The 20,557-nt window shown below is 64.2% G+C and carries 19 protein-coding genes; 6 read left to right on the forward strand and 13 right to left on the reverse strand.

Annotated features, from left to right (window positions below):
• Window positions 1-155 precede the first annotated feature (155 nt).
• Complete coding sequence (locus PZ895_RS01910; protein WP_275837335.1) at window positions 156-1,826, reverse strand: site-specific DNA-methyltransferase; 1,671 nt, start codon at window positions 1,824-1,826, stop codon at window positions 156-158.
• An 87-nt stretch (window positions 1,827-1,913) separates the two neighbouring features.
• Between PZ895_RS01910 and PZ895_RS01915 the strand changes: the two genes are divergently transcribed.
• From PZ895_RS01915 to PZ895_RS01925, 3 genes are all read left to right on the forward strand, one after another.
• Window positions 1,914-2,132 carry a hypothetical protein gene (locus tag PZ895_RS01915; protein ID WP_275837336.1) on the forward strand — a complete coding sequence of 73 codons (219 nt, stop codon included), beginning with the start codon at window positions 1,914-1,916 and terminating at the stop codon, window positions 2,130-2,132.
• Between the two features lie 546 nt (window positions 2,133-2,678).
• On the forward strand, window positions 2,679-3,146 hold the full coding sequence (queF, locus tag PZ895_RS01920; protein WP_275837454.1) for a preQ(1) synthase: 468 nt from the start codon (window positions 2,679-2,681) through the stop codon (window positions 3,144-3,146).
• Window positions 3,147-3,241: 95 nt separating this feature from the next.
• Window positions 3,242-4,207 carry a threonine/serine dehydratase gene (locus PZ895_RS01925; RefSeq protein WP_275837337.1) on the forward strand — a complete coding sequence of 322 codons (966 nt, stop codon included), beginning with the start codon at window positions 3,242-3,244 and terminating at the stop codon, window positions 4,205-4,207.
• A gap of 24 nt (window positions 4,208-4,231) precedes the next feature.
• On the opposite strand, the gene uvrB is transcribed toward PZ895_RS01925, so the two are convergent.
• Together uvrB and PZ895_RS01935 are read right to left on the reverse strand one after the other, a co-directional pair.
• Window positions 4,232-7,066, reverse strand: a complete 2,835-nt coding sequence (gene uvrB, locus PZ895_RS01930; protein WP_275837338.1) for an excinuclease ABC subunit UvrB — start codon at window positions 7,064-7,066, stop codon at window positions 4,232-4,234.
• A gap of 91 nt (window positions 7,067-7,157) precedes the next feature.
• The gene (locus PZ895_RS01935) at window positions 7,158-7,955 is read right to left on the reverse strand and encodes a DUF2189 domain-containing protein (RefSeq protein WP_275837339.1); all 798 of its coding nucleotides are present in this window, start codon (window positions 7,953-7,955) and stop codon (window positions 7,158-7,160) included.
• A 179-nt stretch (window positions 7,956-8,134) separates the two neighbouring features.
• On the opposite strand from PZ895_RS01935, the gene PZ895_RS01940 reads away from it, so the two are divergent.
• Entirely contained in the window at window positions 8,135-8,353 is a 219-nt protein-coding gene (locus PZ895_RS01940) for a DUF2945 domain-containing protein (RefSeq protein ID WP_275837340.1), read from the forward strand.
• 200 nt (window positions 8,354-8,553) lie between these two features.
• Here the strand turns inward: PZ895_RS01940 and PZ895_RS01945 are convergent, their stop codons facing one another.
• From PZ895_RS01945 to PZ895_RS01955, 3 genes are all read right to left on the reverse strand, one after another.
• Window positions 8,554-9,579 (reverse strand): fatty acid desaturase, encoded by a 1,026-nt coding sequence (locus PZ895_RS01945; RefSeq protein WP_275837341.1) that lies wholly within the window; start codon window positions 9,577-9,579, stop codon window positions 8,554-8,556.
• A gap of 188 nt (window positions 9,580-9,767) precedes the next feature.
• A complete protein-coding gene (locus PZ895_RS01950) occupies window positions 9,768-10,778 on the reverse strand; it encodes a serine hydrolase (RefSeq protein ID WP_275837342.1) in 1,011 nt (336 codons plus the stop codon).
• A gap of 59 nt (window positions 10,779-10,837) precedes the next feature.
• Window positions 10,838-11,497, reverse strand: a complete 660-nt coding sequence (locus PZ895_RS01955; RefSeq protein WP_275837343.1) for a lytic transglycosylase domain-containing protein — start codon at window positions 11,495-11,497, stop codon at window positions 10,838-10,840.
• A gap of 351 nt (window positions 11,498-11,848) precedes the next feature.
• Between PZ895_RS01955 and PZ895_RS01960 the strand changes: the two genes are divergently transcribed.
• Window positions 11,849-12,088 (forward strand): hypothetical protein, encoded by a 240-nt coding sequence (locus PZ895_RS01960; protein ID WP_275837344.1) that lies wholly within the window; start codon window positions 11,849-11,851, stop codon window positions 12,086-12,088.
• A 38-nt stretch (window positions 12,089-12,126) separates the two neighbouring features.
• On the opposite strand, the gene PZ895_RS01965 is transcribed toward PZ895_RS01960, so the two are convergent.
• From PZ895_RS01965 to PZ895_RS01995, 7 genes are all read right to left on the reverse strand, one after another.
• The gene (locus PZ895_RS01965; protein ID WP_275837345.1) at window positions 12,127-13,215 is read right to left on the reverse strand and encodes a sn-glycerol-3-phosphate import ATP-binding protein UgpC; all 1,089 of its coding nucleotides are present in this window, start codon (window positions 13,213-13,215) and stop codon (window positions 12,127-12,129) included.
• A gap of 13 nt (window positions 13,216-13,228) precedes the next feature.
• Complete coding sequence (gene ugpE, locus PZ895_RS01970) at window positions 13,229-14,077, reverse strand: sn-glycerol-3-phosphate ABC transporter permease UgpE (protein ID WP_275837455.1); 849 nt, start codon at window positions 14,075-14,077, stop codon at window positions 13,229-13,231.
• A 58-nt stretch (window positions 14,078-14,135) separates the two neighbouring features.
• Entirely contained in the window at window positions 14,136-15,020 is an 885-nt protein-coding gene (gene ugpA, locus PZ895_RS01975) for a sn-glycerol-3-phosphate ABC transporter permease UgpA (protein WP_275837346.1), read from the reverse strand.
• 99 nt (window positions 15,021-15,119) lie between these two features.
• Window positions 15,120-16,430 carry a sn-glycerol-3-phosphate ABC transporter substrate-binding protein UgpB gene (gene ugpB, locus PZ895_RS01980; RefSeq protein WP_275837347.1) on the reverse strand — a complete coding sequence of 437 codons (1,311 nt, stop codon included), beginning with the start codon at window positions 16,428-16,430 and terminating at the stop codon, window positions 15,120-15,122.
• A gap of 171 nt (window positions 16,431-16,601) precedes the next feature.
• Window positions 16,602-17,216 (reverse strand): glutathione S-transferase family protein, encoded by a 615-nt coding sequence (locus PZ895_RS01985; RefSeq protein ID WP_275837348.1) that lies wholly within the window; start codon window positions 17,214-17,216, stop codon window positions 16,602-16,604.
• 99 nt (window positions 17,217-17,315) lie between these two features.
• Window positions 17,316-18,164 (reverse strand): EAL domain-containing protein, encoded by an 849-nt coding sequence (locus PZ895_RS01990; protein WP_275837349.1) that lies wholly within the window; start codon window positions 18,162-18,164, stop codon window positions 17,316-17,318.
• Window positions 18,161-19,078, reverse strand: coding sequence for an EAL domain-containing protein (locus tag PZ895_RS01995; RefSeq protein WP_275837350.1), 918 nt, complete (start codon window positions 19,076-19,078; stop codon window positions 18,161-18,163). Before PZ895_RS01995 ends, PZ895_RS01990 begins: the two co-directional genes overlap by 4 nt.
• Window positions 19,079-19,253: 175 nt before the next feature.
• On the opposite strand from PZ895_RS01995, the gene PZ895_RS02000 reads away from it, so the two are divergent.
• Window positions 19,254-20,456, forward strand: a complete 1,203-nt coding sequence (locus PZ895_RS02000; protein WP_275837351.1) for a pyridoxal phosphate-dependent aminotransferase — start codon at window positions 19,254-19,256, stop codon at window positions 20,454-20,456.
• The last annotated feature ends 101 nt before the right edge of the window (window positions 20,457-20,557 follow it).

Consider the following 20,557-nt stretch of genomic DNA (forward strand, 5'->3'; position numbering starts at 1 on the left):
TGCCTTCACGAGCCTTCGGCGAACCACGCCTCCGGGGGAAGTCACCGCCGCCCTCCCAAAACCCGGTTCCGGCTCCGGTTCCCGCAAGGGCGATGGGAGGGAGAATACGGGAGGTGGCGGGGGTGGGGATAAGTTTTTTTGTTGAGGCGAGAAAATCAGAAAACAAAACCCGCTTGCTTGTCCGACTTTTCCGCCGGTGCCTTTCTGAACGCGGTGGAATCAATAATCGGCAAGCGGGGGAATTCCCGAAAGCTCAAGAGCCCTTCGATCGTTAGAATTTGGATGCGCGGGAAGCGCTGCGTGCCAGTTCCCATGTCGATCTCGACAAAGCCCGCGGATGCGGCTTCCGCTACCATCTGCCGTGTGGGCGGATTGAGCGTTACGAAGAGGCCAATCAGAGCTTTCTCACGTCCGATCACGCTCTTGAGCTTATGAACCTGATCGACCGAAATCCCGCCACCCTTGACCTCCACGATGGCGCGATCGGTCTTGTTCTTGCCGGTACGCAGGAAAACAACGCCATCGATCCCGGTATCAGCACCCTTGCGTCCGCCTCGGAAGGGCTGAGCGTCGGGAACAAGTGCGATTGCCCATTTTTCGAACTCGTGCTTGTCGCGCGTTGCGAGATCGCGGGCGGCCTCGATGTCTTTTGGGACACCGATTGTAACGAACTCGGCACCACGCCCAAACGCATCGCGCAGCCTTCGTTCAATGAGAGAAATCGCGAGATGAGTGACGTCGATGCCGATCCACTGACGGTCCAGTTTCTGCGCCGCATGAACGGTTGTGCCACAGCCGCAGAACGGATCGAGCACGATATCGCCGGGATTGGACGAAGCGGATATAATGCGTTCGAGAAGGGCGACGGGCTTTTGCGTGGGATAGCCGAGGCGTTCCTTCGCCATAGAATTTACGGGCGGGATGTCATCGATGACACTCTGAATTTGCTGTCCATCTTGGATGTAGCGCTTGAGCTGTGGAAATCCCGGACTTCCTGGTCGTCCAGGCGTCCAATAGATAAAGTTCGCCTCATCGAGTGCGTCGAGTTTAGCGCCCGTTCCAGATAGATCATCAGCTCCTATCTCGATGAGAATAGCTTTTGGTATACCCCAATGGCGGCCAATCGGAGTGGGATCAAAGCCTCTCCATGGCTTTCCTGATTCGCCATTTCGCGTGCCCGAAGCGGTCAAATCAGACAGGCGGTAAGTTCCCCGCTCATCGCTAAATCTGTACTTCGTGCCTACGTAAGATTGATCGTAGGACTGCAATGTACGGTTCCAGTTAAATGCATCCGATTTCGAGGAAAAAAGAACCACGTCGTGAACAGGCCCCCACCGGCGCGGATTGTTTGCTGAGCTTGTTCGCTTCCAAACAATCTCGTTGCGGAAGTTCCTCGCACCGAAAACAGCGTCAATAAGGATTTTCAGATAGTGGCTCGCGGTCGGATCGCAGTGAAGATAAAGGGAACCGGTGGGCTTTAGAACGCGATGAAGTTCAATCAATCGGATGGACATCATGGCGAGATAGGCCATCATGTCGTTCTCGCCCAAAAAGCCACGCATCGCCTCTAGCATCCTCGCGGCGTCGGTATTTGTCCCCTTGAGCACCTGCCAATAGGAGTCTTCCGCCGCCTCCGACCAATGCCACGTATCGTCGAACGCTTCGATCTGCGCTTGGCTTTGAACGCCGTTCGGTGCTTTGAACAGTACGTTGTAACTGGCATTCGAATTAAAGGGAGGATCCAAGTAAATGAGATCAACGCTCTCATCGGCAATATGCTCGCGCAGCACGCCCAGATTATCCCCGTAGTAAAGCTTGTTCGTCATTTCACTCTCGCCTTGACCAAAAGGAACGTTTCGTGAACGATTGTATCGTTCAAACCCTGATTCGCATCATGGCGAAAGGAACATCGCATGGCAAAGAGCAGTTCAGGCAGCGGTAAGAACTACCGAAGCGCAGGCAGCGGACAGTTTGTCACCAAAGCCCAAGCCGTCCGGCATCCCAGCACGACGATTGGCGAGGCGCGGGGCGGCGGTTCGACCAACGGCGCCCATCGCAGCGCAATAACCGGAAAGTTCGTGGGACCGGCAGCAGCGGCGCGCTGGCCGAATAAGACGATCAAGGATAGTTAAAAGCTATTAACGAATCCCGGCCGGACAACAGCGGAAGCGGCGAGGCATGGATCTTCGGGTCGAGCCCGAAGAGGTGGAGGGGGAGCGGCGAGGCGAGTGGCGTTTGCGCTGTACCCCTCATCCGCCCCTTCGGGGCACCTTCTCCCACAAGGGGAGAAGGGAACATCGCGCCCCTTCGTCATCCTCGGGCGGAGCAGGCGCGGAGCGGCTGCGCAGACCCGGGGATCCATGCCTCTGCGTTTGTGATGGGCGGGCGGGTGACGAAATGGCCTGCGCCGGAGTGCCGGCGGTGATGGCGAGGCATGGACCCCTGTGACGGGCACAGGGGTGACGGTGGATAGGTGGCGCGATCACGTTTGCCCCGAGCGCAGGAGGTTGCGGCGAGGCATGGATCCTCGGGTCAAGCCCGAGGATGACGAGGTGGTGGGGGAAGTGCCCGTAGTCCCGGCACCGCCGCCCGCCTTTACCTCGCCGCCCTTCCCTGCTATCCGCGCGCCTTTCGCAATTCCGGTCGCAGCCTACCCGGTCAAAACAAGGACGAAGCGCTTGGCGCATGACACGATCTATTCGAAGCTGACGCAGCTCGGCGCGGATGCCGCCATACCGGCCCGGCCGGAGGATGCCGTGCTGGAGCGCGTGGCGAACCCGCAAGCCGGCACGCGCTATACGGTGCGCTTCACCGCGCCCGAATTCACCTCGCTCTGTCCTATGACCGGCCAACCGGATTTCGCGCATCTGGTGATCGACTATATTCCCGGCGACTGGCTGGTGGAGAGCAAGTCGCTGAAGCTGTTCCTGTTTTCCTTCCGCAACCACGGCGCCTTCCACGAGGACTGCACGGTGACGATCGGCAAGCGGCTGGTCGAGCTTCTGGAACCGCAATGGCTGCGGATCGGCGGCTACTGGTATCCGCGCGGGGGCATTCCGATCGACGTCTTCTACCAGACCGGCGCGGCGCCGGCCGATGTGTGGGTGCCCGAACAGGGGGTGCCGACCTACAGGGGAAGGGGTTAAAGTGAGGCATCGAATGGGTCCGAAAACCGGTTCCCACTTTTCGGTTCGATGCCTGGGGACTGGCGGCGCGCGTCGCGGCTTGGCATAAGGCGGCCATGACCGATATTTCCCGCATCCGCGCCGCAGCTTCGCGCCTGGAGGGCAAGGCCCGCCGGACGCCGCTTTTGAACTCGCAATTCCTCGACGAGATCGCCGGGCGGCGCGTCTTCGTGAAGCCGGAATGCCTGCAGCATACGGGCTCGTTCAAGTTTCGCGGCGGCTGGTCGGCGCTTTCAGCGCTCGAGCCGGATGTGTGCGCGCGCGGCGTGATCGCGTTTTCCTCCGGCAACCACGCGCAAGGCGTGGCGCTGGCGGCCAAGATGCACGGCGTGCCGGCCGTGATCATCATGCCATCCGACGCGCCGAAGATGAAGATCGACAACACCCGCGCCTATGGCGCCGAGGTGGTGCTCTACGACCGCGTGGGCGAGGACCGCGACGCGATCGGCGAGCGGCTGGCGGGCGAGCGGGGGCTGACGCTGATCCGCCCCTTCGACGAACCGGAGGTGATCGCCGGACAGGGCACGGTGGGGCTGGAGATCGCCGCCCAAGTGGCCGAACTGGGCGTTGCGCCCGGCGAGGTTCTGGTGCCCTGCGGCGGCGGCGGGCTGACCTCGGGCATCGCGCTGGCGCTGGCCGCCGAGGCGCCGGGCTTCACCGTGCGCACCTGCGAGCCGGAAGGGTTCGACGATGCGGCGCGTTCGCTCGCGGCGGGCGAGATCCGGGCCAACCAGCCGGGCGCAAGCTCGATCTGCGACGCGATCGTCACGCCGCAGCCGGGCCGGCTGACCTTTCCGGTGATGAAGGAATTGTGCGGCGCGGGCATCGCGGTGGCCGAATCCGACGTGCGCCGCGCCATGGCGCTCGCCTTCACGCGGCTGAAGATCGTGGTGGAACCGGGCGGCGCGGTGGCGCTGGCGGCGGCGCTCTTCCATGGCGACAGGGTTTCGGGCGGCGATGTGGTGGTGGTCGCCTCGGGCGGCAATGTCGACCCGGAACTGTTCGCGTCGGTCCTCGCCTGACCGGGCGCAAGCGAACGCCTGGGGCTACCGCCCCGGCCGGCCGGTCTTGCCCGGTCTCCGCTTCTGCTTGCGCTGGTCGGCGGGGTCTTCATAAGAGCCGATGCCGGCGCGCTCGCGCTTCGGCACCGGGCCGTCGGTGGGTTTTTCCGTGCGGCGTACGGTCATCTCGTCGAGCGAATTCTTGCGGAACAGGGTGGAGCCGGCGGGCGTCGCGTGGTCGCCGGAGGTGCCCATCTCGTCGAGGTCGGGCTTGCGGAAAAGGCTCTGGCCGTCCTCGCCCACCGTGCGGTGGCGGGCGCGGCCCTTGTTGTGCTTGCCCTTCTCGCGGCCCGAGACCGGGCTTTCCATCTCGACGTCGCGCGCAAGCGGATCGTCGGAGATGGCGAGTTCCATCTCGCGCAGGCGCTTGATCTCGTCGCGCAGGCGCGCCGCGCGCTCGAAGTCGAGATCGGCAGCCGCATCGCGCATCTCCTTTTGCAGATGTTCCAGATGCGCCTTCATGTTGGCGCCGACCATCTGCCCGTCCCTGGTGACGGACGAGATGTCGGGGCGGACGTGGTCGCGCTCATAGACCGAGGACAGGATGTCGCCGATGTTCTTCTTCACGCTTTCCGGCGTGATGCCGTTTGCTTCGTTGTAGGCAAGCTGCTTTTCGCGGCGCCGGTTGGTCTCCGCCATCGCCCGTTCCATCGAGCCGGTGACGTGGTCGGCATAGAGCACGACCTTGCCGTCGACATTGCGCGCCGCGCGGCCGATCGTCTGGATCAGCGAGGTCTCGGAGCGCAGGAAGCCTTCCTTGTCGGCATCGAGAATGGCGACGAAGCCGCATTCGGGAATGTCGAGCCCCTCGCGCAGGAGGTTGATGCCGACCAGCACGTCGAACGCGCCGAGGCGCAGATCGCGCAGGATTTCGATGCGTTCCAGCGTGTCGATGTCGGAGTGCATGTAGCGCACGCGGATGCCCTGCTCGTGCAGATACTCGGTCAGGTCTTCAGCCATGCGCTTGGTCAGCACGGTGCAGAGCGTGCGATAGCCTTTGGCGGTGGTGTCGCGGATTTCGCCGAGCACGTCGTCGACCTGGCTCTTGGCCGGGCGCACCTCGACGGGCGGGTCGATCAGCCCGGTCGGGCGGATGACCTGCTCGGCGAAGACGCCGCCGGACTGGTCCATCTCCCAGCCGCCGGGCGTGGCCGACACCGCGACGGTCAGCGGACGCATCGCATCCCATTCCTCGAAGCGCAGCGGCCGGTTGTCCATGCAGGACGGCAGGCGGAAGCCGTATTCGGCCAAGGTCGCCTTTCGCCGGAAGTCGCCGCGATACATCGCTCCGATCTGCGGCACGGTGACGTGGCTCTCGTCGATGAAGACGAGCGCATTGTCGGGAATGTATTCGAACAGGGTCGGCGGCGGCTCGCCCGGCGCGCGGCCGGTCAGATAGCGCGAATAGTTCTCGATGCCGGCGCAGGAGCCGGTAGCTTCCAGCATTTCGAGGTCGAAGCGCGTACGCTGTTCGAGCCGCTGCGCTTCGAGCAGGCGCCCTGCCTGTTCCAGTTCGACCAGGCGGTGCTTCAGTTCCTCCTTGATCGACTTGACCGCCTGATTGAGCGTCGGACGCGGCGTGACGTAGTGCGAATTGGCGTAGATCTTGACCGATTTCAGATCGCCGGTCTTCTGCCCGGTCAACGGGTCGAACTCGGTGATGGTCTCGATCTCGTCGCCGAACATGGAGATGCGCCAGGCGCGGTCTTCCAGGTGGGCCGGGAAGATTTCGATCGTGTCGCCGCGCACGCGGAACGAGCCGCGCACGAAATTGATGTCCTGCCGCTTGTATTGCTGCGCGACGAGGTCGGCGAGAAGCTGGCGCTGGTCGAGCCGGTCGCCCACCTGCATCTGGAACGTCATTGCCGTATAGGTCTCGACCGAGCCGATACCGTAGATGCACGAGACCGACGCGACGATGATGACGTCGTCGCGTTCAAGCAAAGAGCGGGTGGCCGAGTGGCGCATCCGGTCGATCTGCTCGTTGATCGACGATTCCTTCTCGATGAAGGTGTCGGTGCGCGGCACGTAGGCTTCGGGCTGGTAGTAGTCGTAATAGGAGACGAAATACTCGACGGCATTGTTCGGGAAAAACGACTTGAACTCGCCGTAAAGCTGCGCAGCCAGCGTCTTGTTCGGTGCGAGGATCAATGCCGGGCGCTGTGTTTCCTCGATCACCTTCGCCATGGTGAAGGTCTTGCCCGAGCCGGTGACGCCGAGCAGGACCTGCGTGCGGTCATGCTCGCGCACACCGGAGACGAGGTCGCGGATCGCGGTCGGCTGGTCGCCCGACGGCTTGAAATCGGTCTCCATCGAAATGGAGATGCCGCCTTCGGACTTGTCGGGCCGCGCCGGCCGGTGCGGCACCCACAATTCCCCGTTCTTGTGCAGCGGGTTGCCGCTCTCGATCAGGGCGGAGAGCGCCGCGACCGTCGCGGTCACGCCGGACGAGGACAGGGATGCCGCGTCTTCCAGGCTGACATCCATGCCGGCGACGGGATTGAGGCCGGCGGCCGCGCGCTCCCTGGGCGAGGCCGCCCCGCCCATCGACGTGCCGCGACCCGAGCGGGTGGGGGCGGACGAACGCTCGGGGATTTTCCTGGGTGACTTCGCCGGCTTCGCCGCATCGGCCGTTTTCCTCGGCGGCGCAGTCTTCTCCGCCTCTTCCGAAATCTGCTTCGCCCAGTCAGCGACGCCGCCGGTCAGCGGCGCGCCCTCGAATTCGGCCTGCGGCGCTTCGCCGAAGCCATGCAGCGGCTCCGACGCGTCCATGAAATCGGTAATCGGGCTGCGCCGCGCGGTCTTGGGAGATTTGGCCATGGCCGGAATATGGAGAGAGTCCGGGTCGAAGAAAAGGGTGGCGCCGGCTCTGGCGCATCGTCCTGACAGGAGGCTGTCAGGAGCCCTGCCCTCAGCCCATGCCGACGACGCTGCGATAGAGATGCCAGGTCGCGTGGCCGAGGATCGGGAGTATGACGATCAGTCCGACGAGCAAGGTCGCCATGCCCAGCGCGAGTCCCGCGGCGACGATCATGCCCCAGACGAGGATCGGCAGCGGGTTCTTCAGGAAGGCGCGGACCGAAGTTTCCATCGCCGAATAGGCGCCGACATCGCGGTCCAGCAACATCGGGAAGGCGACGACCGTCGTCGCCAGCACGACCAGCGCGAAAGCGAGACCGATGAGGTTGCCGGCGACGATCAGGGTCCAACCCGCTTCGGTGCCGACGATTTCCTGCCAGAATGCCGCGAGCGAGGACGGAGCCGCGGTGCCGATCAGCCCGATATAGAGCTGACGCGCCACCAGCAGCCAGGCGAGGAACACCGCGAACAGGAAGACCCCGACCCCGGCGATCGACGGAAGGGCCGGCGAATGGCGCAGGGCGAGCACGTCCCTCCAGTGCGTGTCCAGCCCCTGCTCCTTGCGCCGGCTGATCTCGTAGATGCCGAGCGCGGCGAAGGGGCCGAGAAGCGCGAAGCCGGAAATGAGGGGGTAGACCAGCGGCAATGCATCGGCGCCCGCCGCCCAGGTCAGAAGCACGATGCCGATGATCGGATAGATCATCAAGAGGAAGACATAATGCGACGGCCGGTCGCGGAAGTCCGCGATGCCGGCGCCAAGACAGCCGAAGACCTCGCCGATATCAATCCGCCGGATGCGCGGCCGCACGATGCCGCCCTGCGCGCCCGCAACGACATGAAAGTTTGCCATGCTTCGTTCCTCCGCTTGCTGGTGCGGGAGATGAAGCCGGCGGCCGAGTCATGTCCAGGCTGGACCGGCCGTACCGACCCCAGCTCTCGAATGACTGATCATACACGATCGACGCCGCCTGCGCATTTGGAACCGCGATGCCGGACCGGTCATTTCCCCGCGAGCGAAGGAGCGACGACATGGCGAAATTCCGCAAAGGCACGAGGGTCGAGTGGAAGTGGGGCAGCGGCAAGGCGACGGGCAAGGTGGCCGAGAGCTTCACCGAGGAAGTGGAGCGCACGATCAAGGGCGAAAAGATCAAGCGCAAGGCGACGGAGGAAGAGCCCGCCTATCTGGTGGAGCAGGAAGATGGCGGGCGGGCGCTGAAGAGCCATTCGGAATTGAAGAGGGTCTCTTAGGGATTCCCTCGAAGGAGACCCCCGCCCCTTACCCCTCCCCACAAGGAGGAGGGGGACATGCGCGCCGCGCTCGTTCTTTCGTTCGTGATGCCAAGCCCGACACAAGAGCGGGATGCTGACGGCCTCCCTCCCCCTTGTGGGGAGGGATAAAGGGTGGGGGTCCGCTTAGCAAAAATGTCCGCGCCGCGGCGCGGACCGTATCACGCCATCGCCATCCGCACGTCGCGGAACGACACCAGCCGCCGCTGCTGCTCGTCCCACAGCACCAGTTTCACGCAGCGCAGGCTTTCCATGAAGGTGATGCGGCCCATGTCGCGCAGTTCGGGGTGGTGCTCGAGGACTTCGGGAAGTCGGTAGAATGGGACTTTCGACGACAGATGGTGGACGTGGTGGATGCCGATATTGCCGGTGAACCAGCGCAGAACGGCCGGCAGGTCGTAATGCGAGGAACCGTGCAGCGCGGCCTCCTGGAAATTCCAGTCCTGCTGCTCGCTCCAGTGCGTTTCTTCGAACTGGTGCTGGACGTAGAACAGCCAGACGCCCGCCGTCGCGGCCATCAGCGTGATCGGAAGCTGCACCATCAAGAACGGGCCGATGCCCATCAGCCAGATCAGGAGCGCGGCGGGAGCGGCGATGCCCAGATTGGTGGCGAGAGTCGAGGTCCAGGGCGTCATGCCGGCGCGCATCATGCCAAACGGCAGGCGGTACTGGCAAATGAACAGCCATGCCGGGCCGATGCCGAACATGACGAGCGGGTGGCGGTAGAGCCAGTATTTCGTCCGCCCCCAACGCGACAGCGCGCGATATTCGGCGACCGTCAGCGTGTCGATGTCGCCGATGCCGCGCTGGCCGAGATTGCCGGTCGTGGCATGGTGGACGGCGTGCGTGCGCCGCCAGTAGTCATACGGCGTGAAGGTGAGGACGCCGATGACCCGACCGGTCCAGTCATTGAGATCGCGGCGCGCGAACAGCGATCCATGGCCGCAATCATGTTGCAGCATGAAGAGGCGGACGAGGAAGCCGGCAGCGGGAATCGTCAGCACCAGCGCCCAGTAATGGCCGTTGACGACGGCGAGCGCGGTGACGGTCCACAGGACGACGAACGGAACGATTGTCACGACGAGTTCGAAGACGCTGCGCGCCGTGCTCGGCTCGCGATAACGGGCGAGAATTTTGGTCCAAGCGCGAGCCGCCTGCACGGCGTCTGGGGTCGCGGAATGGGTCATCGGTTTCCAGGCTGCAAGAGGAACGTCGACCTGCCGGAACATGTGACGCGCGAATTGTTCGGAAGGGGATGGACCCCGATCGCGGCCGAAGCGGCGCGGCGCGGTTTCAACTCCCCCGCCCTGCCTAGTCGCTCGCGGCAGGCGGCGCAAGCACGCCCTTCGTCGCGTCCCCGCAAATCGTCCGAACGTCAGCTCTCGGCCCGGCGCGCGGCCTCGATGATCTCGCCGAGCAGGCCGTGCAGATCGTTGCGATGACCGCTGCGCGCCGAGGGACTGGCCTCGTCCGAGGTCATCACGACGGTCAGGTCGAGTTCGGGCACGACATAGAGCATCTGCCCGCCATAGCCCCAGCCATAGACGACCTTTGCGCCGGCGATCTCGCGCAGGAACCAGCCATAGCCGTAGCCGTCGCCGTTGAAGCGCGAATTGGTGCGCGGCCGCCAGGAGGTCTCGATCCATTCGGCCGAGACGAGCCGTTCGCCGTCCGGCGTCTCGCCGCCATTGCGGTAGAGTTCGCCGAAGGCGGCGAGCGAACGCGGCGTCATCGCCATCTGGTTGCCGCCGAGATAAATGCCCTGCGGATCGCGCTCCCACGAGCCGATGCTAAAACCGTCGAGCGGGCCGAGCCAGTCCCGGGCGAGTTCCAGCGTCGAGCGGCCGGTCTGCCTGGTCAGGATGGCGGAGAGCAGATGCGTCGAGCCGGTCGAATAGAGCATCCGCCCGCCCGGCTCGTCGTCGAACGGCATGGCGAGCGCGGCGCGCACCCAGTTGCGGCTCGACACCCAGCGCCCGTAATTTCCCCCGGAAGTGCGCCCGAGCCCTGCCTGCATCGAGAGAAGATGGCCGATGGTGATGTCGTGGACACGCGGATCGGCATCGTCGGGAAGATCGTCCGCCAGCAGCGGCGCGATCTTCTGGTCGGGACCTTCCAGCACGCCCTTGTCGATGGCGATGCCGACGAGCGCCGAGACGATCGATTTCGACGCCGACTTGATGTTGGTGGGATCCGTGACGGAATTGCCGCGATAGCCGCGCTCGGCGACGATCTCGCCATAGCGGGAGACGATCACCGTTTCGAGCGGCGCGAGGGATTCGGCTTCGTCGAGAAGGGTATCGAAGGTCGCGGGGTTTTCCTGCGCGGCGGCAGGGATGGCGAGGGTGGAGACGAGGGCGAAGGCGAGAAGGGCGCGTCTGTTCATCGAAGCGAGTTAGGCGGAGCGCGCGGCGAAACCATGGGCGTCACGGCAATGTGAGCGGCCTACGACCGCAGCCCCGTCTCGCGCAGGATGCCCTTGCGCTTGGCGTCGTAGTAATAGCCGCGCGCATAAAACCGCACGGCGCGGTCCTGGTTGCCGTCGGCGGTGAGGTAGGCGCCGCGCAGATATTTGACGGCGTATTTCAGATTGGTTTCGGCATCGAGCAGCCCTTCCGCCGAGCCGCGATAGCCCATGGTGCGGGCGGTGTCGTGCCGGATCTGCATCAGGCCCCAGTAGATGCGGTTGCGAGCGCCGGGATTGAAATTGCTCTCGCGCTTGACGACGCGGCGCACCAGTTCGACCGGCAGTTCGTAATGGGCGGCATATTTGGCGATGAGCTGGTCGAGCTCGGGGCTGCGCGGCGCGACCGACTTGATGCCAGACGGCACGATCGCGGCCTGCAATGCCGAGGACGGCGTGGCGCCGGCAAAAGCGGAGGCGACGACGGCCGGCTCGCCGGATGCGGGGTCGACGGCGACGTCCGCCTCGGTGAACTTGGCCGAGGGGCGAATTTCGACCGTTTCGGGAAGCGCGACCTCGGCTTCGGCCGCAGCCTGAAGATTGGTGGCCAGGTCGCCGGTGGAGGTGCAACCGGACAGAACCGTCAATGACAACAATGAAGCGGCGATCCAACCTGCCGCAACCGTCTTCTCAAAAGCCAAGATCGTCTCTTTCGAGTTCGTTCGAATTGTCGTCCCGCCCGGACATTCCTTACGCGAGCGGACGGCGTTCGGCAATCGCGAAACGGGAGCGCTGCAAAGCGCCGATTGCGCGCGCCTGCACCGGATCGCTCGCGGGTTGCAAGAAACTATGATGTCATCTTCACAACTTTCTTACTTATCCACGGTTTTATTGCGCCTGCGACCCCACGCGCCATACTGCGGGCCAACGATTCGCGTCATGACCTACATGCGCGCTGACGACCGGCGCAGTTGTTTCACCGAACATCGGCCACAAGGGAAGACCGCAACATCTTTCCGGCCCGATGTTCCAGGCAGTGCGGGGGAATTCGAATGGCCAGGACCGTCGACGATTGCGCCAAGCGCCGTCTCGTCGAGCGTGACGAGATCGAATTCGCCATCCGTTTCATGACGAGCCGCGGCGTCAAGCATGACGACGTGCCGGTCCAGCTTGCCCGCTACTATTATGTCGACATGGACGAGGTGAACGCGATCCTGGCCGAGATTGCCGGCAGGCCCGCAACGGCCGACAAGCCGAAACCGGCGACCTCCAGGCTGCGCAACGTCGCCTGAAAAAAGGCGCGGCCACGCGAGCCTCGCCCTCACGAAAATCAGATGCGCCTGCCTGTCCTGGCGTCGAACAGATGCGCCATGCCCGGATTGATCGCCATCGGCAACACGTCGCCGGCTTCGACCCGCGTGCCGCCCGGCAGTCGCGCGATGAGTTCGCCGCCCGACTGGGTTGCATCGGCGGGCTGGCCGTGCGCCAGCGTGTCGGCACCGAGGATTTCTACGGCGGTGACCTTCAGTGTCAGATCGGCCGTACTGCGGTTCGACGTGACCGTCATATGTTCCGGCCGCACGCCGAGCAGGATTTCGCGGCCGACCTCGGGCAACACCGTGTCGCGCGGCTTGACCGAACCGCCGCCGGCCAGCGTCAGCCCCTGCCCGTCCTCGGCCACGCGCGCCGTCATCAAATTCATCGCCGGCGACCCGATGAAGCCGGCGACGAAGGTCGAGGCCGGCTTCTCGTAGATCGCCATCGGCGTGTCGATCTGCTCGGCCAGGCCGCCATTCATGACGACGAGCGTATCTGCGAGCGTCATCGCCTCGACCTGGTCGTGGGTGACATAGACCGAGGTGACGCCGAGGCGACGCTGAAGGCTCTTGATCTCCACGCGCATCTGCCCGCGCAGCTTGGCGTCGAGATTGGACAGCGGCTCGTCGAACAGGAACGCCTTGGGGCTGCGCACGATGGCGCGGCCCATGGCGACGCGCTGGCGCTGGCCGCCGGAAAGCTCGCGCGGACGGCGTTGCAGGAATTCGGCAAGGCCGAGCGTGTCGGCGGCCTCGCGCACGCGCCGGTCGATCTCGTCCTTGGCCATGCCGCGGTTGCGCAGGCCGTAGGCCATGTTGTCGTAGACCGACATGTGCGGATAGAGGGCGTAGTTCTGGAACACCATGGCGATGTCGCGCTCGACCGGCCCGAGATCGTTGACCACCTTGTCGCCGATCGAAACCGTGCCATCGGTGATCGTCTCCAGCCCCGCGATCATGCGCAGCAGCGTGGACTTGCCGCAGCCCGAGGGGCCGACCAGTACGCACATCTGGCCGTCGGGGATGGAGATGGAGACACCCTTCACGGCCTCGACCTTGCCACCATAGACCTTGCGCACGTTCTTCAGTTCGACATTTGCCATTGATGCGGCCTTCTTATTTTTCGGTTTCGACGAGGCCCTTGACGAACCATCGCTGCATGAAGACCACGACGGCAACGGGCGGCAGCATGGCCAGGATCGCCGTGACCATGACGATGTGCCACTGCGTTTCGGCGTCGGCGAAGGAGATCATCCGGCGCAGTGCGATCACGATGGTGTTCATGTCGTTGGACGTGGTGATCAGGAGCGGCCAAAGATATTGCGTCCACCCGTAGATGAACATGATGACGAAAAGCGCGGCGAGGTTGGTCTTGGACAATGGGAGAAGGATGTCCTTGAAGAAGCGCCAGGGCCCTGCTCCGTCGACCCGCGCCGCCTCGACCAGTTCGCCCGGAATGGTCAGGAAGAACGTGCGGAAGAGCAGGGTCGCCGTCGCCGACGCGATCAGCGGGATGATGAGGCCGGCATAGGTGTTGATCAGGCCGAGATCGACCATGACCTTGTAGGTCGGCAGGATGCGCACCTCGACCGGCAGCATCAGGGTGATGAAGATCAGCCAGAAGAAGAGCATCCGGCCGGGAAACCGGAAGAAGACGATCGCATAGGCCGAGAGCAGCGATATGGCGATCTTTCCCACCGCGATGCCCAGCGCCATGACGGTGGTGTTGAAAAGCAGAAGATCAGCACCGACGCCGCCGGTCTGGCGCACGCCGCCGAAGAGCGCCTGATAATAGTTCTCGAAGAACCGGTCGCCCGGCAGAAGCGGCAGCGGCGGACGCAGGATCGTCTGCAACGAATGGGTCGAGGCGACGAAGGTGTAATAGATCGGGAAGGCGACGATCAGCACGCCCAGGATCAGGACCGCATGGGCGATGTAGCGCGACGTCTTCGAGACGCCGAGCATCGCGCCATCTTCCTTGCGGCCCAGTTTGGCGGCGGTGCTGGCGCCGTTGATGGTCGTCTCAGCCATAGTGAACCTTCTTTTCCACATAGCGGAACTGGATGGCGGTGAGCGCGATGACGATGACCATGAGGATGACCGACTGCGCGGCCGAGTCGCCGAGAATGAGGTTCACGAAGCCGTCGTGATAGACCTTGTAGACGAGCGTCTCGGTCGCCCTGCCCGGCCCGCCGCCGGTCACGGCATGGATGATGCCGAACGTGTCGAAGAAGGCGTAGGTGGTGTTGATGACGAGCAGGAAGAACGTGGTCGGCGCCAGAAGCGGGAAGACGATCGTCCAGAACCGCTTGGTCTCGCCCGCGCCGTCGATGGCGGCCGCCTCGATCAGCGTCTTGGGGATCGCCTGGAGACCCGCGACGAAGAACAGGAAATTGTAGGAAATCTGCTTCCACGCGGCGGCGGCGATGACGAGGATCATCGCCTGGTCGCCCTTGAGAAGCGGGTCCCAGGCATAGCCCGAGGAGCGCAGCATGTAGGCGAAGGTGCCCATGGCGGGGTTGAACATGAACAGCCACACCATGCCCGCGATCGCCGGTGCGATGGCGTAGGGCCAGATCAGCATGGTGCGGTAAAAGCCTTTCCCCTTGATGATCTTGTCGGCCATCACCGCCAGAAGCAGGGCGATCGACATGGCGAGGAATGCGACGGCCACCGAAAAGATGGCGGTGTTCTCGACCGCGTTCAGATAATTCGGGTCCGACAGCACGCGCTGGAAATTGCGCAGGCCCACGAAGGTCGTGCGCAGGCCGAACGGGTCCTCGCGCAGCACCGACTGGTAGAGCGCCTGGCTCGCGGGCCAATAAAAGAAGATGGCCACGATGACGAGCTGCGGAGCAAGCAGCGCATAGGGCAGGATCTTGTTGGGGAAGACGACGCGCGGAGACAAGGACGTTCCTCTCGGTCAGTACGCGGGGCGGTTCCCCGTCTTAAACGACCGCCCGCGTGTTGGCCACGCGGGCGGCATTTTCTGGCGCAAGAGCCTCGGCTAGTTGCCGATGGCTTCCTGGATCGCGGCGTTGGCGCGCTCGACGGCGTTGTTCAGCGCCGTCTGGGCATCCTGCTCGCCGGCCAGCATCTTCTCGAACTCTTCGTTCTGGATGTCGCGGACCTGCGGCAGGTTGACGAGGCGCACGCCGCGCGAATTCTCGGTCGGCTCCTTGCCCATCATCTGCGTGATCGGGATTTCGCGGCCCGGATTCTCGTCGTAGAAGCCGGATTCCTTGGTCGCCTCATAGGCGGCCATCGTCACCGGCAGATAGCCGGAGACCTGGTGCAGGCGAGCCTGGATTTCGGTCTGCGACAGGAATTCGAAGAACGCGGCGACGCCGGCATATTCCTCGTCGGACTTGCCTTCGAACACCCAGAGGCTCGCGCCGCCGGGAATGGTGTTCTGCGGTGCGCCCTCGGCTTCCGGATAATAGGGAAGCTGGCCGAGGCCGTAATTCATGCCCGAGTTGAGAACGTCGCCGAGACCGCCTGAGGATTCGGTCATGATGGCGCATTCGCCCGAAAGGAACAGCTGCTTGGCTTCCGAGGTGCGCCCGCCATAACGGAACGTGTCGTCGGCGGCGAGGTCGGCGATATTCTGGAAGTGGGTGACGAACTGGCCTTCATTGATCTTCAGCTCGACATCCGTGCCGGCCAGGCCGTTTTCGTTGGTGCCGTATTGGAGGTTGTTCCACGCGGCGAAGTTCTCGAGGCCGATCCAGGTCAGCCAGGTCGAGGTCAGGCCGCAGGGTGCTGCGCCCGATTCCTTGATGGTGCGGGCGGCCTCGAAGACTTCCGGCCAGGTCGCCGGCGGGGTTTCGGGATCGAGGCCCGCTTCCTCGAAAATGTCCTTGTTGTAGTAAAGGATCGGCGAGGAGGAATTGTAGGGGAAGGACAGCATGGTACCGTCGGGACGCGAATAATAGGCGGCGATGCCGGCCAGGTATTGCGACTTGTCGAACTCGGTTCCACCCATCGAAAGGATTTCGGCGACCGGCTTCACCGCGCCTTCGGCGGCCATCATGACGCCCGTGCCGACGTCGAAGACCTGGATGATGTGCGGTGCCTGGTTGGCGCGGAAGGCGGCGATGCCGGCGTTCAGCGTTTCCGGATAGGTTCCGCGGAAGACCGGAACGACGCGATACTCATCCTGGCTCTCGTTGAACTCCTCGGAGAGTTGCTCGACGACGTCGTTGTTGGCGCCGGACATGGCGTGCCACCAGTCGATCTGCGTCTGGGCCAGCGCGGTCGACGCGGACAAAAGGGTGAAGGTGGCGGCCAGACCCGCCGCATAGGCTTTCATGGACATGTTTCGCTCCCATTTGTTGGCGAAAGGTTACTTCCGCGAACCGCACTATCGGCGGTTTGTGACAACCGGACAACAGTTTTGCTGCGATCCGGTGAAACTGGAAAACGAAATTTCCCGAAATCGGCTAAGAGTCAACAGGAAAGGCACGAAATTGCGCAGATTGCTTGGATTTCAGGCAGGTTTCCAACCGATTTCGACATGACTTTCGTCAGAGGCGACGCGCGAGAGCCACGCCGAAACGAAAGGAAATCGCGCCAATTCGAAACCGGCGGTTGCGGCGTCGTGGGTGTAGGCATAGAGCGCGACATCGGCGACCGAGAGCGTTTCGCCGGCGAAGAAGGGCGCGGCGCCAAGCCGTTGTTCCATCACGGCGAGCGCCCTGTTTCCGCCGTCCAGAAGCGCCGCCATCCGCTCCTCGGTCGCGAATGCGGCAAGGTGCGGATATTTGACCAGCGAGCGGCGCACGGCGATCTGCGGCTCGTGGCTGTATTGTTCGAAGAACAGCCACTGATAGGCGAGCGCGCGCTGATAGGCATCGGCCGGCAGGAACCGCGTGCCCTCGGCGAGATGCAGCAGGATGGCATTGCTTTCCGCCAGCGTGCGCCCGTCCTCGAATTCGAGCAGCGGCACCTTGCCGTTCGGGTTCTTCGCCAGATAGTCCGCGCTGCGCGTGCCGCCATCGAGGGTCGAAACCTCGACATGGCGGAAAGGCCGGCCCAATTTGGCCAGAAGCAAACGCGGCTTGTAGCAATTGCCGCTGTCGGTCATTCCGTAGAGGGTCAGCATGTCGGTCTCCGCTGATATCGCCCGCGAGTTTGCCAAGCCTTGCCAGTGCAAGCGAGCGGGCGCGGGCGATGGATCGATGATTTCGATTGATGGGAACGGTCAGGCCGGCCGGCGCAGCGGAATGATCTTGGCGTGCGGGCGCAGCAGTTCCGGCAGGCGCAGGGGGCGCTGCGTGAAGGCGGAACCGGCGAGGAAGGGCGGCGCGAGCAGGAAGCCCTGGAACATGTCCGCGCCGACATCGAGCGCCGCCTCGAATTGCGCCGTCGTCTCGATGCCGTCCGCAAGGACCTCGATGCCCTGGCCGTGCAGCAGCGTCGTCAGCCGTGCGAGCAGAATGCGCGCCTCCGGCGCGCGCGCGACCGTGCGGAACCACGCCCCGTCGAGGCGGACGTAATCGGGCGTCGCCACCATCGCGGCCGAAATGCCGGCCGGCTCGGGCCCGAAATCGCAAAGCGCGACGCGAAAACCGTGCGCGCGCGCCGCGCCGGCCTGCTCCGCCGCCATGCCGGTCGCGGGAAGTTCGCACCAGATCCGCGGCGGGTCGTAGCCTTCCTCCTCAAGTTCGTCGGTCGCCCGGCGCAGCAGCGCCAGCGCGGCGTCGAGCATGGTGCGCGGCATCGGGCCGAGCCGCAGCGCAAGGGTTGCGGTGTCGAGATCGACATAAGGAAGATTGGCGATGTGCAGCGCCTGGCACAGGCATTCGAATGTCAGCCTGTCGCCGCCGCGCAGCCTTTCGAAGAATCGCGACGGCAGGGCCGGACGCCCGTCGCGGCTCGGCCGCACCAAAGCCCGCGCGCCGACGACCGCCAGCCGCCCGTTTTGCAGGCGATAGACCGGCTGGTAGGCCGAGCGCAGGACATGGCCGTCGAACTGACCGATCGCCAGCCCGATCTCGTCATGCCGGATCGACGAGGCGACGTCCCGTTGCAGCGTCTCGACGGACGTCATGTCAGACCCCGCCGGCCGAAGACGCGCGCCTGGGCCCGGCGCGGGGCGAGCGGACGTTCCTCGACCGCAGCCGCGAATGTTTGCGGATTCGCCGGAGCCTGCGATCCGGCCGGCTCCGGCGGCACGGCAAGATCGGGACGAAAGCGCGTCGGCGCGAGTTCGGGACGCGCGAGGACGAAACCCTGCACCATCGCCGCGCCGACTTCATGCGCAACGTCGAGCTGCCAGTTTTCTTCGATGCCTTCGAAGACGGTCACGATGCCCCGCTGCCGAAATTCCCCGACCATGACCTTAAGCAGCGCGACGCCCGGCTGGGAGTCCATCAGACGAGCTACCCATTTGGCGTCGAACTTGACGATGTCGGGCCGCAACTGCTTGACGCGCTCCATGTCGGAACTGTCGGCGCCGTAATCGTCAACGGCGACGCGGTAGCCCTGGCCGCGCAGCGCGGCGACGAAATCCTGCAACGCCGCGGCCGAGCCGGACGGCTGCTCGGTCACTTCGCAAACAACGTTGGCGAAAGGAATCCCGGCCTCGCCGAGCACGATGCGCATCTCATGCAGGGCGGTATCGACCACCGGCTTTTCGCAAAAGAGCGACGGGTCGAAATTGATGAAGAGCGTGACTTCGGGACCGAATGCCGTTCCCGCGTTGAGGATGTGGAGATCGCGCGCCAGCGCCTCGACGCGCAGCCGGTCGATGGTCGGAATGGCGGCGAAGAACTGGCCCGGCGACGCCGCCTCGCCATCGCGAAACGGCCGGATCAGGCCCTCATAGGCACGCTGCTTCAGCCCGGCCGGCTCGAAGGTGAAGATCGGCTGGAAGGCGGATTTCAGGACATAGGGACCCCAGTGGCCGACGGCGGTGCCGTCGGCTTCGCGCATGATGTGCGGCAGGCCGAGACTGCGGGCCAACGGAACGGCCCTCCCTGGACGACAAACTGGATGCCAAGCCTAGGCCCACAAGGCTAAGCAGGCGTTAATACCCGGCCATTGGCCCAACCCTCGAGCCTTGCGATTCGGCGCACAATCATTCATGAAGCCGGCGGCCGCAAGTGGCGGCCGAGACCCGACCCGGAGACGAACGAACATGGCCTTTCTTGCCGATGCCCTTTCCCGCGTGAAGCCGTCCGCCACCATCGCGGTGACGCAAAAGGCGCGCGAACTGAAAGCGCAGGGGCGAGACGTGATCGGCCTTGGCGCGGGCGAACCCGATTTCGACACGCCGGACAACATCAAGGACGCCGCCGTCGACGCGATCCGCCGCGGCGAGACGAAGTATCCGCCGGTCTCCGGCATTCCCGAACTGCGCAAGGCGATCGCCGCCAAGTTCAAGCGCGAGAACAATCTCGACTACGCGCCCGAGCAGACCATCGTCGGCACCGGCGGCAAGCAGATCCTGTTCAACGCCTTCATGGCGACGCTGAACCCCGGCGACGAGGTCGTCATCCCCCGCCCCTACTGGGTCTCCTACCCGGAAATGGTGGCGATCTGCGGCGGCACGCCGGTCTTCGCCGAAACCTCGATCGACAACGGCTTCAAGCTGACTGCCGACGCGCTGGAAAAGGTCATCACGCCGAAGACCAAGTGGCTCCTGATGAACTCGCCGTCCAACCCGTCCGGCGCGGCGTATACGCAGGCCGAACTGCGCGCGCTCGCCGACGTGCTCCTGAAGCACCCGCATGTCTGGACGCTGACCGACGACATGTACGAGCACCTGACCTATGGCGATTTCGTCTTCAGGACGATCGCCGAGGTCGAGCCGAAGCTCTACGAGCGCACGCTGACCATGAACGGCGTCTCGAAAGCCTATGCCATGACCGGCTGGCGCATCGGCTATGCGGCCGGCCCCCTCCCGCTCATCAAGGCGATGGACATGATCCAGGGCCAGCAGACCTCGGGCGCCTGCACCATCGCCCAATGGGCGGCGGTCGAGGCGCTCAACGGGCCGCAGGATTTCGTGGCCAGGAACAAGGACATCTTCCAGGGCCGCCGCGACCTCGTCGTCTCGATGCTGAACCAGGCCAAGGGCATCTCCTGCCCGGTGCCGGAAGGTGCCTTCTACGTCTACCCGTCCTGCGAAGGCACGATCGGCAAGAAGACGCAGAGCGGCAAGGTGATCGAGACCGACGAGGATTTCGTCTCGGCGCTTCTCGAACAGGAAGGCGTCGCGGTGGTCCATGGCTCGGCCTTCGGCCTCGGCCCGAATTTCCGCATTTCCTACGCCACTTCCGAAGACCTCCTGGAGGAGGCGTGCAGCCGAATCCAGCGCTTCACGGCTTCGCTGGTCTGAGTTGCACGCCCACGCAGTGGGCGCATTGAGGTTGAAATATGGCGGGATCGCGTTAGCCTTGTGGCTCGCGATCCCGCATTCTTTTTCGGCGCCCATGATGC

It is taken from the genome of Mesorhizobium sp. YIM 152430 (genome assembly GCF_029210365.1).
Lineage (GTDB): Bacteria > Pseudomonadota > Alphaproteobacteria > Rhizobiales > Rhizobiaceae > Aliihoeflea.